The 12,049-nt window shown below is 40.0% G+C and carries 14 protein-coding genes; 9 read left to right on the forward strand and 5 right to left on the reverse strand.

All coding sequences use genetic code 11. The annotated features are described in order from the left end of the window. Nucleotides 1–28 precede the first annotated feature (28 nt). Entirely contained in the window at nucleotides 29–499 is a 471-nt protein-coding gene (argR, locus tag H1225_RS17320) for a transcriptional regulator ArgR (protein WP_006535714.1), read from the reverse strand. Between the two features lie 447 nt (nucleotides 500–946). Here argR and mdh point away from each other — a divergent pair, with 447 nt between their 5' ends. Continuing rightward, the gene (mdh, locus tag H1225_RS17325) at nucleotides 947–1,885 is read left to right on the forward strand and encodes a malate dehydrogenase (protein ID WP_239739324.1); all 939 of its coding nucleotides are present in this window, start codon (nucleotides 947–949) and stop codon (nucleotides 1,883–1,885) included. A 107-nt stretch (nucleotides 1,886–1,992) separates the two neighbouring features. On the opposite strand, the gene H1225_RS17330 is transcribed toward mdh, so the two are convergent. Further along, the gene (locus H1225_RS17330) at nucleotides 1,993–2,259 is read right to left on the reverse strand and encodes a helix-turn-helix domain-containing protein (protein WP_006535711.1); all 267 of its coding nucleotides are present in this window, start codon (nucleotides 2,257–2,259) and stop codon (nucleotides 1,993–1,995) included. Between the two features lie 186 nt (nucleotides 2,260–2,445). On the opposite strand from H1225_RS17330, the gene H1225_RS17335 reads away from it, so the two are divergent. Together H1225_RS17335 and H1225_RS17340 are read left to right on the forward strand one after the other, a co-directional pair. Then, a complete protein-coding gene (locus tag H1225_RS17335; protein WP_109399661.1) occupies nucleotides 2,446–2,796 on the forward strand; it encodes a DNA-binding protein in 351 nt (116 codons plus the stop codon). 82 nt (nucleotides 2,797–2,878) lie between these two features. Further along, entirely contained in the window at nucleotides 2,879–3,295 is a 417-nt protein-coding gene (locus H1225_RS17340) for a DNA-binding protein (RefSeq protein ID WP_006535709.1), read from the forward strand. Between the two features lie 37 nt (nucleotides 3,296–3,332). On the opposite strand, the gene ispB is transcribed toward H1225_RS17340, so the two are convergent. Beyond that, nucleotides 3,333–4,304 carry an octaprenyl diphosphate synthase gene (ispB, locus tag H1225_RS17345; protein WP_006535708.1) on the reverse strand — a complete coding sequence of 324 codons (972 nt, stop codon included), beginning with the start codon at nucleotides 4,302–4,304 and terminating at the stop codon, nucleotides 3,333–3,335. 263 nt (nucleotides 4,305–4,567) lie between these two features. On the opposite strand from ispB, the gene rplU reads away from it, so the two are divergent. The 3 genes from rplU (at nucleotide 4,568) to cgtA (ending at nucleotide 6,456) form a co-directional block, all read left to right on the forward strand. Continuing rightward, on the forward strand, nucleotides 4,568–4,876 hold the full coding sequence (gene rplU / locus H1225_RS17350) for a 50S ribosomal protein L21 (RefSeq protein WP_006535707.1): 309 nt from the start codon (nucleotides 4,568–4,570) through the stop codon (nucleotides 4,874–4,876). A gap of 19 nt (nucleotides 4,877–4,895) precedes the next feature. Next, nucleotides 4,896–5,153, forward strand: coding sequence for a 50S ribosomal protein L27 (gene rpmA / locus H1225_RS17355; RefSeq protein ID WP_006535706.1), 258 nt, complete (start codon nucleotides 4,896–4,898; stop codon nucleotides 5,151–5,153). A gap of 130 nt (nucleotides 5,154–5,283) precedes the next feature. Continuing rightward, the gene (cgtA, locus tag H1225_RS17360) at nucleotides 5,284–6,456 is read left to right on the forward strand and encodes an Obg family GTPase CgtA (RefSeq protein WP_109399660.1); all 1,173 of its coding nucleotides are present in this window, start codon (nucleotides 5,284–5,286) and stop codon (nucleotides 6,454–6,456) included. Between the two features lie 81 nt (nucleotides 6,457–6,537). Here the strand turns inward: cgtA and dacB are convergent, their stop codons facing one another. Next, nucleotides 6,538–7,980, reverse strand: coding sequence for a serine-type D-Ala-D-Ala carboxypeptidase (gene dacB / locus H1225_RS17365; protein ID WP_109399659.1), 1,443 nt, complete (start codon nucleotides 7,978–7,980; stop codon nucleotides 6,538–6,540). Nucleotides 7,981–8,388: 408 nt separating this feature from the next. Between dacB and greA the strand changes: the two genes are divergently transcribed. After that, entirely contained in the window at nucleotides 8,389–8,865 is a 477-nt protein-coding gene (gene greA, locus H1225_RS17370) for a transcription elongation factor GreA (RefSeq protein ID WP_006535701.1), read from the forward strand. Between the two features lie 121 nt (nucleotides 8,866–8,986). Here greA and yhbY read toward each other — a convergent pair whose 3' ends face one another. Further along, a complete protein-coding gene (yhbY, locus tag H1225_RS17375) occupies nucleotides 8,987–9,280 on the reverse strand; it encodes a ribosome assembly RNA-binding protein YhbY (RefSeq protein WP_036914752.1) in 294 nt (97 codons plus the stop codon). A gap of 145 nt (nucleotides 9,281–9,425) precedes the next feature. Here yhbY and rlmE point away from each other — a divergent pair, with 145 nt between their 5' ends. Both rlmE and ftsH read left to right on the forward strand, forming a co-directional pair. After that, entirely contained in the window at nucleotides 9,426–10,055 is a 630-nt protein-coding gene (rlmE, locus tag H1225_RS17380; protein WP_006535698.1) for a 23S rRNA (uridine(2552)-2'-O)-methyltransferase RlmE, read from the forward strand. 47 nt (nucleotides 10,056–10,102) lie between these two features. After that, nucleotides 10,103–12,046 carry an ATP-dependent zinc metalloprotease FtsH gene (gene ftsH / locus H1225_RS17385; RefSeq protein ID WP_072064556.1) on the forward strand — a complete coding sequence of 648 codons (1,944 nt, stop codon included), beginning with the start codon at nucleotides 10,103–10,105 and terminating at the stop codon, nucleotides 12,044–12,046. The last annotated feature ends 3 nt before the right edge of the window (nucleotides 12,047–12,049 follow it).

Genomic DNA, 12,049 nt, shown 5'->3' on the forward strand with positions numbered 1-12,049 from the left:
TTACTTTTTGAAGCGGTATAGAGACGAATTATAATTCCTGATCAAACAGATTCAGAATAGCGTCTCGTAATTCTTCTGTGGAAAATCCTGGTGCTGGTGTTGAAAAAATAGTGTCATCACCCGCAATACTGCCAAGGATCCCTTCTGCTTTACCTAATGAATCTAGTAAACGTGCAATAAGTTGTGCCGCACCCGGACTCGTTCTTATTACTACAACAGAATGGTTATGATCGATATCGAGTACCAGATTTTTTAATGGGCTACTTGCTGTTGGTACACCAAGCTCAGTAGGAAGGCAATACACCATTTCCATTTTGGCATTACGGGTTCTTACTGCACCAAATTTTGTTAGCATGCGAGAGATTTTGGACTGATTAATATTATCAAATCCAGCCTCTTGTAATGCTGTCACAATCTCGCCTTGTGAACTGAATTTTTCTTCTTTCAGCAGGGCTTTAAACGCTTTAACCAAGTCTTCTTGCTTAGAAGGAACGCGCATAGTTCACCTTTAGTGAGTTATCAATAACCTGTGTATTATGCAGAGAAGTGAATTTTTATGCAACATAAGACGAAGGAAGGTGAGTGATGGCCTCCTCAAAATTGTAAATTAGAATGTATTGCAAAAAAAATTTATTTACAGCGTGTGAATGTGATAATTTAAGTAAAGTAAAATATTTGTTAATTAACTGATAAGCTTAAATGATTATCATAAGGATGATGGTGTACTTAACACTTTATCATATTTATTGAAATTATTTATCAAAAGAGTGTCCGCTATCTCATTAACAGATAAGCATTTTGTTTAGAATAACCAAAGTATTATTTTTCACCGAAAATGCCTTATTATGCAATATCACTGTTAAATAATTGTTTTTTTAAAGGTGAATTGCGTAATAGTGAGTATCTCGAAGGCGTTCCACTATCTCGTAAACTAAGGAGTATCAGAATGAAAGTAGCAGTTCTCGGTGCAGCAGGCGGTATTGGTCAGGCACTGGCGCTTCTTCTTAAAAATCAGCTTCCAGCTGGTAGTGAACTCTCTTTATATGATATCGCTCCCGTCACACCGGGTGTTGCAGCTGACTTAAGCCATATCCCGACTCAAGTTACTGTAAAAGGTTTTGCGGGTGAAGATCCTTCCCCTGCGCTAAAAGGCGCTGATGTTGTTCTGATTTCTGCGGGCGTTGCTCGTAAACCAGGCATGGATCGTTCAGATCTTTTCAATGTTAACGCTGGTATTGTGCGTAACCTAATTGAAAAGGTTGCAGAAAATTGCCCGAAAGCACTTATTGGTATCATTACTAACCCAGTGAATACAACCGTTGCTATCGCAGCAGAAGTGCTTAAGAAAGCAGGCGTTTACGATAAGAAACGTCTTTTCGGTATCACTACACTCGACATTATTCGCGCCAATACCTTTGTTGCAGAACTAAAAGGTAAAGATCCACAAAAAACCAACGTTCCTGTGATTGGTGGACACTCTGGTGTGACTATTCTTCCTCTACTTTCTCAAGTTGACGGCGTTTCATTTAGCGATGATGAAATTGCAGCGTTGACTAAACGTATTCAAAACGCAGGTACTGAGGTTGTTGAAGCAAAAGCGGGTGGCGGATCTGCAACATTATCTATGGGGCAAGCAGCCGCACGTTTTGGTCTTTCATTAATTCGCGCTTTAAATGGCGAGAAAAATATTATTGAATGTACCTATACAGAAGGCGATGGAGAATATGCCCGTTTCTTTGCACAACCTATTCTTTTAGGTAAAAACGGTGTAGAGGAATATTTATCTATTGGCAAATTGAGTGATTTTGAAAAGCAATCTCTAAATGGTATGTTAGATGTATTGAAAAAAGATATAATTCTTGGTGAAGAATTTATTAATAAATAAATAAAGAAATACTTATTTTTGCTATAAAAATAATGCAAATTTAAATAAAAACCGCTGATACTATATCAGCGGTTTTTTTTATTAATTATAATGCCTGTAATTATTAGTTAATTATTAGTTTTGATACGAATCTTTCGTTCAAGTAATTCTCCTGTTTCAGGATGGAAATAACGGCTAGGCCAAATTTCACTAGGAGCTACACCAAGATAGTCTGCAATGATTTTCTCTCCTTTAGGCCAAGGTCGTGACAGTGCATTAGCGAGAGTTGAAGAGCTTAACCCAGCTTTGCGAGAGATGGCAGCAAGTGTTGTTCCTCGTTTTCTAAGTGCGGCAATAATATCGGCAGGATGCCAATCAGATTTCCTTGAAATCATTTTTAATCCTTTTTCTATAAAATTGATTGCTGTGTTAGTGGTATAAATAACAGTTTATTAGAAATGTCCTAAAGCATTTAAACTGATTATTTAGAAAATAAAATAACATTATTTTTCTAAAAAGATTTCTGATTTTTTTCTTAATAATTTCTTTTTTGAAGTTGATAACAATTTTAGAGAAACATAATGAAAAAAGAGTGGTATACGGCAAAGGAATTGACGGGTATAGGTGGATTACCTAAATCACCACAAGGTGTAAATTCAAAAGCGAGACGCGAGTCTTGGCAAAAACAGAATGTAAAAAATAAGCAAGGTAATGGTGTTGAATATCATTATTCTTGTTTACCAGAAGAAACATTAATTGCTCTAGAACTTTATGAGCCATTAGCACATTACAAACTAAATAAAAAAGAGGAGCCACTCGTTATCTGGGTGAAAGCATTCCAACAACTAAATGATGGTGAACAAAAAACATTAACAGAGCTGATATTGCGGGATGGTATTAGAAGTTTTTTAGAAAAATTCGTTAATGATTAGGTGATTTTAAAGAATCTATTATTGCGTTATCCGCAACAGATATCTATCTGACTAACCTCTTAGTTGAATGTGAGATGAGATCATGAAAAAAGAATGGTATACAGCGAAAGAATTAGTGGGGCTTGCGGGGTTACCTAACTCCCCACAGGGAGTTAACTTGATGGCGCGTCGTGAAGGATGGGAAAACCGTCGTAAACGTGGCGTGCAGGGTAAAGCTGTCGAGTATTCCGTAAAAAGTCTGCCTGATGAGGTGATTAGTGTGCTCGCTGCACATGAACCTCCAGCAGAGTATTTATCTAAACGTCAGGATGCCTTTTTGATTTGGGTTGAAGCCTATTATCAATTGACTAAATCAGAACGAGAAAAGATTGTGAAATTCGTACTGCGCGAAGGGCTAGCAAAGCTTATTAGCTATATTGATGCGGATAATCAAGATGCTATCGAACGAGAAAACGAAGAAGTTCTCAATAAATTAAAAAGCCCACCAGAATCGATGTAGTCGCTCTAGCGGGCTTCTTTACATTATTACATTAATGTTATGATTGGCGTTGCACAGCGACGTGAGCAAGCCCAATAAGTGCATCTTTATATGGTGAGTTAGGTATAATTGATAAAGCTTCAATCGCTTTGTCTGCTTCTTCTTCTGCTTTTTGACGGGTATATTCCAAAGAGCCGCACTGTTTCATAGTATTTAAAACAGTATCCAATAAATGACGGCCATTACCTTGCTCAATGGCTTGGCGAATTAATTTGGATTCTTCTTCATTGCCATTATGCATAGCATGAAGTAATGGCAACGTTGGTTTACCTTCATCGAGATCATCACCAGTGTTTTTACCCAACTGGTTGTTATCTGCATCATAATCAAGCAAATCGTCAATGAGCTGAAAAGCAGTCCCAAGATAACGACCATAATCTTGGAATGCTTTTTCTTGCTCAGGCGTTGCACCCGAAAGGATTGCTGATGCATGAGAAGCGGCTTCAAAAAGACGAGCTGTTTTGCTGTAGATAACTTGCATATAGTCATCTTCAGAAATGTCAGGATCGTTACAATTCATTAGCTGTAAAACTTCACCTTCAGCGATCACATTGGTGGCGCTAGACATTAATTTTAGTACACGCATCGAATCAAGATCCGTCATCATTTGAAAGGATCGTGTATAAATAAAGTCGCCAACAAGTACACTAGCAGCATTGCCAAAGACAGCATTTGCCGTTTGTTTTCCTCTGCGCATATCAGATTCATCAACAACATCATCATGTAACAATGTTGCAGTATGAATAAATTCGATCAGCGCGGCGACCGAGATATGTTTGTCACCTTGATAGTCCAATGCTCGTCCAGTGAGCACAGCGATCATTGGTCGGATCCTTTTACCACCACCACTAATGATGTAGTAACCAAGTTGGTTTATCAAAGAAACATCTGAATTAAGCTGGTAAAGGATTGCCTCATTTACCGCAGTCATATCAGCGGATGTTAGTTTTATAATAGATTCTAAATTCATGTTTTTTCGACTTTGGCTCGCCAATGAGCGCGTTATTATTAATAAAAAATGATCATGCCATAGATTTTACTCTCTTATAATTTAGATTGTACTTTAAAAATGGCTGAAATAAATATCGTGTAAAAAACTCTTTTTTTTAACGCTAGTTTGCGATCTGTACTTGTCATCGGCACTAAATTTGCGTAGAATTCGCGCCCTATGTGAATATTTTAATTGTGCACTCAAATTATACATATTGGGAGTGTGCGGAAAGCGGAGTTTATATGTACGCGGTTTTCCAAAGTGGTGGTAAACAACACCGAGTCAGCGAAGGTCAAACTATTCGTTTAGAGAAGCTGGAAGTAGCTACTGGCGAAACAATCGAGTTTGATACTGTAATGATGGTCGCTAATGGCGATGACATTCAAATTGGCGCTCCAATCCTTGCGGGCGTTAAAGTTAAAGCGGAAGTGGTTGCTCACGGTCGCGGCGATAAAGTTAAGATTGTTAAGTTCCGTCGTCGTAAACACAGCCGTAAACAACAGGGCCACCGTCAGTGGTTTACTGATGTTAAAATCACTGGTATCGCTTAAGGTTTAGGAGAGTAGTTCAATGGCACATAAAAAGGCTGGCGGCTCGACTCGTAACGGTCGTGATTCCGAAGCAAAACGTCTGGGTGTTAAACGTTTCGGTGGTGAAGCTGTATTAGCAGGTAGCATCATCGTTCGTCAACGTGGTACTAAGTTCCATGCAGGTACTAACGTTGGTTGTGGTCGTGACCACACCCTGTTTGCATTAGCTGACGGAAAAATTAAGTTCGAAGTTAAAGGTCCAAACAACCGTAAATTTATCAGCATCGAAGCTGAATAATTACTGGTCCTTTAAGCACCGAGTCAAAAGCCCTGCAAATCTGTTGCGGGGCTTTTTATATTTAAAAAAGGCCATCTCTGGGTAATTTCGGCCATCCAGCACGTTAATGGCTACTATACGGAGTAAAATCATGAAATTTGTTGATGAGGCCAAGATCCTAATCGTCGCGGGCGATGGTGGTAACGGCTGTGTGAGCTTTCGTCGCGAAAAATATATCCCTAATGGGGGACCAGACGGTGGTGATGGTGGTGATGGTGGTGATGTCTACATGATTGCGGACGAAAACCTCAACACCTTAATTGATTACCGTTTTACAAAATCTTATCGCGCAGAACGTGGTGAAAATGGTCACAGTCGTGACTGCACCGGTAAGCGTGGTCAAGACATTACAATTAGTGTTCCTGTTGGAACACGCGTCCGTGATTTAGCTACTAATGAAATTATTGCTGACTTGACTGTCCATGGTCAAAAGCAAATGGTTGCTAAAGGTGGCTTTCATGGTTTAGGTAATACTCGCTTTAAATCTTCGGTTAACCGTGCTCCACGCCAACGTACTATGGGTACTCCGGGTGAATCTCGAGAAGTTCTCTTAGAGCTAATGTTATTAGCCGATGTAGGTATGTTAGGTATGCCGAATGCGGGTAAATCCACATTTATTCGTGCAGTATCAGCAGCAAAGCCTAAAGTTGCTGATTATCCATTTACAACGTTAGTACCAAGCCTAGGTGTGGTGCGTATGGATAATCACCAAAGCTTTGTGGTTGCAGATATTCCCGGATTAATCGAAGGCGCTGCTGATGGCGCAGGTCTTGGGATCCAATTCTTAAAGCACTTAGAACGCTGCCGTGTGTTATTACACTTGATCGATATTGATCCTATTGATGGATCAGATCCTGTGGAGAATGCAAAAATTATTGTCTCTGAACTAGAGAAATACAGCGAAAAATTAGCACAGAAGCCACGTTGGTTAGTGTTCAATAAAGTTGATCTTCTTGATGCTGAAGAAGCAAAAGAGAAGGCAAAAGCAATTGTTGAAGCACTGGGTTGGGATGAAAACTATTATATGATAGCAGCCATCAACCAAGAAGGTGTAAAAAAACTTTGCTGGAATATCATGGAATTCCTGAATGTTACTCCGCGTGAGCAAGATGTTGTTGCAACAAATGCAGAGTCAGGAAAAGTTGACTTTATGTGGGATGATTATCACAAAGAACAGCTTGAAAATCCTGATTTCGAAGAAGATGATGACGATGATTGGGATGAAGAAGACGATGATGGTATTGAATTTATCTACCAACGTTAAGGATCATTCTGGTTGTGATTAAAATAAAAAACGCCTGATTAATTAGGCGTTTTTTGTATCTGTTGCTTATCTCGTGTAAATCTAACGGTTATTGTACATATCTTTATACAGATTCGTTTCAAAACGCACTAAATAAGCGCGTCCAGCATTGCGATTCTTTGTGGGAGGTGAATACGCTGAAACGTACTGTACAAACGCAACTTTCTGCCCATTTGCCGTGGTCATAAAGCCCGCAAGATTGTAAACCCCTTTTAATGAACCGGTTTTGGCGGAAACTTTGCCATCAACACCCGCTTCATGAAAACCGCCTCGATATTGTAATGTACCGTCATGCCCTGAAAGGGGAAGCATCGTGATAAAGTTTAAATCACTCTCATGCTGTCCAATATATTGAAGGACTTGCATCATGGTTGCAGGTGAAATGAGGTTATGGCGAGAAAGACCAGAGCCATCAACCATAACGGTATTTCCTAAATCAATTCCGGCTTTTTGTTTTAAAATAGCACGGGTTGCCTCTGCACCAGATCGCCAAGTCCCTGCAACACCATAATACTCACGACCAATGGTTCTAAAAACGGTGTCTGCAATCATATTATCAGACTCTTTTAGCATGGTAGTCAGTAAGTTATGTAACGGTTTTGATTGCGTCTGTGCGAGTACAGTAACAGGTGCTTTTAGTTGAGATCGACGTTTGATATAGCCATCAAGTTCAATATTGGCGCGCTGTAACTCTTCTTTTAAAATTGTACCGGCCCAATGAGCTCCATCTTGAATAGAAAACATTAAAGGTACAGCATCGTCACGTTTAGGAATACAACCTGTGATGACATAAGTATTTAAGTCTCGAACAGTGACGTCTAATTCACAAAAACGGGTATGAGTTGATCCTTTTTCATAAGTTTCAACTTCACTTAAAACGGTTACAGGATAGAACGAAGCTTTACGTATTGTGGCAATATCACCTTCTTTGTTACCACTTTGCAATAAAACGGAAAAGCAGTTTTTATCAACAATCGCGGCACTAGGAGGGGCACTAAAGCATTGAGTTAGATCATTCCAAACCCAACCTGGTGCTTTATCGTGGCTTGAAAAAGCAGAGGTATCAATAAGCAAATCACCCTGTACTTTTGTAACGCCGGATTGCTTTAATACGGCAACCATTGCTCTTAATTGCTGGCGACTTAATGTAGGATCGCCTGTAAAACGAAAGATCAAATCACCATTAAGCTGACTGCCCTTTATTTTACCTTCTGTTTCCATTGTTGTGGTGAATTGATAATCTCCCCCTAATTGAAGTAATGCAGCAAGTGCGGTCACTACTTTCTGAGTACTTGCAGGAAGTGCTAATTGATCGGCATGATAGTTAAGATTAGGAGAAGCAGCGCCAACGGGTTGAGTTATTAAACCCACTTGTGTTCCTTCAGGAAGAAGGGATATATAGTTTTCAACAGGTATCGCTTGGGTTGAAAAACTGATGATACTTAATGTGTAAAGTATCCGTCGAAATGTTGATAGTAAGCGCATAATTTCTCTATCTGTGACTATAGCGTGTAACGTTACAGTATTGATTGCCAGAGGCTAATACTAAAGGGCAATGAGGGCAAAAGTAAACGGTAACAAGCAGGATTAGCCCATTATCGGAAAAAGTCTGTTTATCTCTTCATAAAGAGAGATAAGGCGTGAAGCAATGCTTCTGTTGTGTTAGATTTAGTTTTAAGTATGGGTGGTTTAGTTTACGTCCCAATAGCATGAGTTGGGAATATATTAGCGCCCCTCATTCACCGAATATACGTAGAGACAGGCCCAATTTAAGGTTGCCTGTGTCTTTTTTTGTCTTGAGAAGAGTAAATAGAGCCTTTTCTCTGTGTTGTTAGTATAAAAAATCAGGATGATACCTATTTTTTATTAGGAATAGTATTGAGGTATTAACACATGAATCAGATCCCTATGACAGTTCTAGGTGCAGAAAAATTACGCGAAGAGCTGGAATATTTAAAAAATGTTCGTCGTCCCGAGATTATTGCAGCTATTGCAGAAGCTCGTGAACATGGAGACTTAAAAGAAAACGCGGAATATCATGCTGCAAGAGAGCAACAAGGTTTCTGTGAAGGTCGTATACAAGAAATTGAAGCAAAATTATCAAATGCTCAAGTTATTGATATTACTAAGATGAATAACAATGGCCGTATTATTTTTGGTTCAACAGTTACACTGTTAAATGTTGAAAATGAAGAAGAGCAAACTTACCGCATTGTTGGTGATGATGAAGCTAACATTAAAGAAAACTTAATTTCTGTTAATTCACCGATTGCGCGTGGGTTGATTGGAAAAGAGTTAGATGATGTCGTTGTTATTACTACACCTGGTGGACAAGTCGAGTATGAAGTTTTAAACGTAGAATATATTTAATTTATAATTTTACGTTTCTATAGAAAACTAGAGTGCCATCCTGTGGTAATATAAAAAAGGCCTTAAAAGGCCTTTTTTGCCATAGAGTTAGTTATGGCATTTTTATATAAAGATACAAGTTTTATTTCGGTAAAATAATTTTGCGTGCTTCTGAAGGACGATAAAGAACAAGAATTTTTCCGATAACTTGTACATTCTGTGCACCGCTTTCGCGTACAATCGCAGCCACGATCAAGTTTTTAACATCTCGATCTTCGCCTGCGATTTTGACTTTGATAAGCTCATGGTGCGCCAGAGCGAGTTCAATTTCTGCAAGAACGCCTTCAGTCAACCCGTTGTTACCAATCATAACGACTGGATTCAGGTGATGAGCGAGCCCTTTCAGGTGTTGAATTTGTTTTTTGTTAAGAGTCATCATTAATTTTTGCTTTGTTGGGATTGAAAACGATCTATTCTAACGCCATCTCTCATTTATCACCATAAAATGTCGTTAATACGGGGTTAAATGAGTGAAAGAGTAAAAATATTGATAGCTAAGTGTATGATAGTTGGAAAACGCAATGGCCAATAAAAAACGTTCGGCAAGCTCTAGCCGCTGGTTACAAGAACATTTTAGTGATAAATATGTTCAGCAAGCACAGAAAAAAGGGTTTCGCTCTCGTGCTTGGTTTAAACTTGAAGAAATTCAGCAAAGTGACAATATCTTTAAACCAGGTATGACCGTTGTCGATTTAGGAGCAGCCCCAGGAGGGTGGTCTCAATATGTTGTACAGAAGTTAGGAAGCAAAGGTCGAATCATCGCATGTGACCTTTTACCTATGGATCCTATAGTCGGAGTCGATTTCCTTCAAGGCGATTTTCGTGATGAACTTGTGTTGAAGGCATTGCTTGATAGAGTAGGTGAAAACAAAGTCCAGGTTGTCATGTCTGACATGGCTCCAAACATGAGCGGTACACCCGCGGTCGATATCCCTCGATCCATGTATTTAGTAGAGTTAGCGCTTGATATGTGTCGTGATGTACTGGCTCCCGGGGGAAGTTTTATTGTCAAGGTGTTTCAGGGAGAAGGCTTTGATGAGTACCTGGGGCAAATACGCTCCCTGTTTACGAAAGTGAAAGTTCGTAAACCAGACGCTTCGCGGTCTCGTTCTCGTGAAGTATATATTGTAGCCACAGGGCGTAAACTTTAGTACCCTAAAGCTATTTGTTAACACAGTTGTAATATGAGGTTAATCCCTTGAGTGACATGGCGAAAAACCTGATCCTCTGGCTAGTTATTGCAGTCGTTTTGATGTCATTATTCCAGAGCTTCGGACCCAGCGATTCGAATAGTCGTAAGGTGGATTACTCTACCTTTATCAATGAGTTAACTAATAACCAATTACGCGAGGTCAGCATAAGTGGTTATGATATTAATGTAACTAAAACAGATAACTCAAAGTACAGCACGTATATGCCTATGCGTGATGACAACCTGCTGACCACTTTAATGAACCGTAATGTAAAAGTAACGGGCGAACCACTTGAAGGCCAAAGTCTTCTGACTCAAATTTTTGTGTCTTGGTTCCCAATGCTATTACTTATTGGTCTTTGGATTTTCTTTATGCGCCAAATGCAAGGTGGTGGCGGTAAAGGTGCGATGTCTTTCGGGAAAAGCAAGGCGCGCATGTTGACAGAAGACCAAATCAAAACAACTTTTGCTGATGTTGCAGGTTGTGATGAAGCGAAAGAAGAAGTAAGCGAATTAGTTGAATATTTGCGTGATCCGGGTCGCTTCCAGAAGTTAGGGGGTAAAATCCCTAAAGGTATTCTGATGGTGGGGCCTCCTGGTACAGGTAAAACGTTATTAGCAAAAGCCATCGCGGGTGAAGCGAAAGTTCCATTCTTTACCATTTCAGGTTCTGATTTTGTTGAAATGTTTGTGGGTGTGGGTGCTTCTCGTGTTCGTGATATGTTTGAACAAGCTAAAAAAGCAGCACCTTGTATCATCTTTATCGATGAAATCGATGCGGTTGGTCGCCAACGTGGTGCCGGTTTAGGTGGTGGTCATGATGAACGTGAACAAACACTGAACCAAATGCTCGTTGAAATGGATGGCTTCGAAGGTAATGAAGGTATTATTGTTATTGCGGCAACTAACCGGCCTGATGTGTTAGACCCAGCATTACTTCGTCCTGGTCGTTTTGACCGCCAAGTGGTTGTTGGTTTACCTGATGTGCGTGGACGTGAGCAAATCCTTAAAGTCCATATGCGCCGCGTGCCTTTATCACCAGATGTTGATCCAGCAATTTTAGCACGTGGTACGCCAGGTTTCTCTGGTGCTGACTTAGCTAACTTAGTTAATGAAGCCGCTTTATTCGCTGCACGTGGTAATAAACGTGTTGTCTCAATGGTCGAGTTTGAGAAAGCGAAAGATAAGATAATGATGGGTGCAGAGCGTCGTTCAATGGTGATGACGGAAGAACAAAAAGCATCAACTGCTTATCATGAAGCTGGCCACGCAATTATTGGACGTTTAGTACCTGAACATGATCCTGTGCATAAAGTAACGATTATTCCTCGTGGACGTGCATTAGGTGTGACTTTCTTCTTACCAGAAGGCGATCAAATTAGTGCGAGTCGCCAGAAGTTAGAGAGCCAAATTTCAACACTTTACGGTGGCCGTTTAGCTGAAGAAATTATCTATGGAGCAGAGCATGTTTCTACGGGTGCTTCTAATGACATCAAAGTGGCAACTAATATTGCACGTAATATGGTGACACAGTGGGGCTTCTCTGAAAAATTAGGACCATTGCTGTACGCAGAAGAAGAAGGTGAAGTGTTCTTAGGTCGTTCTGTTGCTAAAGCGCAGCATATGTCTGATGAAACAGCGCGTACAATTGACGAAGAAATTAAAGCTATCGTTGATCGTAACTATGTTCGTGCTCGTCAGATCTTAATGGACAACCTTGATATTCTGCACTCAATGAAAGATGCACTGATGACTTATGAAACTATCGATGCGCCTCAAATTGATGATTTAATGAATCGTCGTGATGTTCGTCCACCTGCGGGTTGGGAAGGCAATAATGGCAATAGTAGTACAACTACTGCCCAGCCAGCACAAGCGCATGTAGCGAGTGAGCCAAAAGATAAGCCAGAGTCAGAAAGTGATACACCTTCTGATAAAAATACTCACTAATCC

Origin of the sequence: Proteus penneri (assembly GCF_022369495.1) — a bacterium.
GTDB lineage: Bacteria > Pseudomonadota > Gammaproteobacteria > Enterobacterales > Enterobacteriaceae > Proteus > Proteus penneri.

Excerpts from the sequence above, each read along its gene's own strand:
- rpmA (WP_006535706.1), top strand. The coding sequence starts at position 4,896 with ATGGCACATAAAAAGGCTGGCGGCTCGACTCGTAACGGTCGTGATTCC.
- yhbY (WP_036914752.1), bottom strand. The coding sequence starts at position 9,280 with ATGACTCTTAACAAAAAACAAATTCAACACCTGAAAGGGCTCGCTCAT.
- dacB (WP_109399659.1), bottom strand. The coding sequence starts at position 7,980 with ATGCGCTTACTATCAACATTTCGACGGATACTTTACACATTAAGTATC.
- greA (WP_006535701.1), top strand. The coding sequence starts at position 8,389 with ATGAATCAGATCCCTATGACAGTTCTAGGTGCAGAAAAATTACGCGAA.
- rplU (WP_006535707.1), top strand. The coding sequence starts at position 4,568 with ATGTACGCGGTTTTCCAAAGTGGTGGTAAACAACACCGAGTCAGCGAA.
- argR (WP_006535714.1), bottom strand. The coding sequence starts at position 499 with ATGCGCGTTCCTTCTAAGCAAGAAGACTTGGTTAAAGCGTTTAAAGCC.
- H1225_RS17335 (WP_109399661.1), top strand. The coding sequence starts at position 2,446 with ATGAAAAAAGAGTGGTATACGGCAAAGGAATTGACGGGTATAGGTGGA.
- rlmE (WP_006535698.1), top strand. The coding sequence starts at position 9,426 with ATGGCCAATAAAAAACGTTCGGCAAGCTCTAGCCGCTGGTTACAAGAA.
- ispB (WP_006535708.1), bottom strand. The coding sequence starts at position 4,304 with ATGAATTTAGAATCTATTATAAAACTAACATCCGCTGATATGACTGCG.
- H1225_RS17340 (WP_006535709.1), top strand. The coding sequence starts at position 2,879 with ATGAAAAAAGAATGGTATACAGCGAAAGAATTAGTGGGGCTTGCGGGG.
- mdh (WP_239739324.1), top strand. The coding sequence starts at position 947 with ATGAAAGTAGCAGTTCTCGGTGCAGCAGGCGGTATTGGTCAGGCACTG.
- H1225_RS17330 (WP_006535711.1), bottom strand. The coding sequence starts at position 2,259 with ATGATTTCAAGGAAATCTGATTGGCATCCTGCCGATATTATTGCCGCA.
- cgtA (WP_109399660.1), top strand. The coding sequence starts at position 5,284 with ATGAAATTTGTTGATGAGGCCAAGATCCTAATCGTCGCGGGCGATGGT.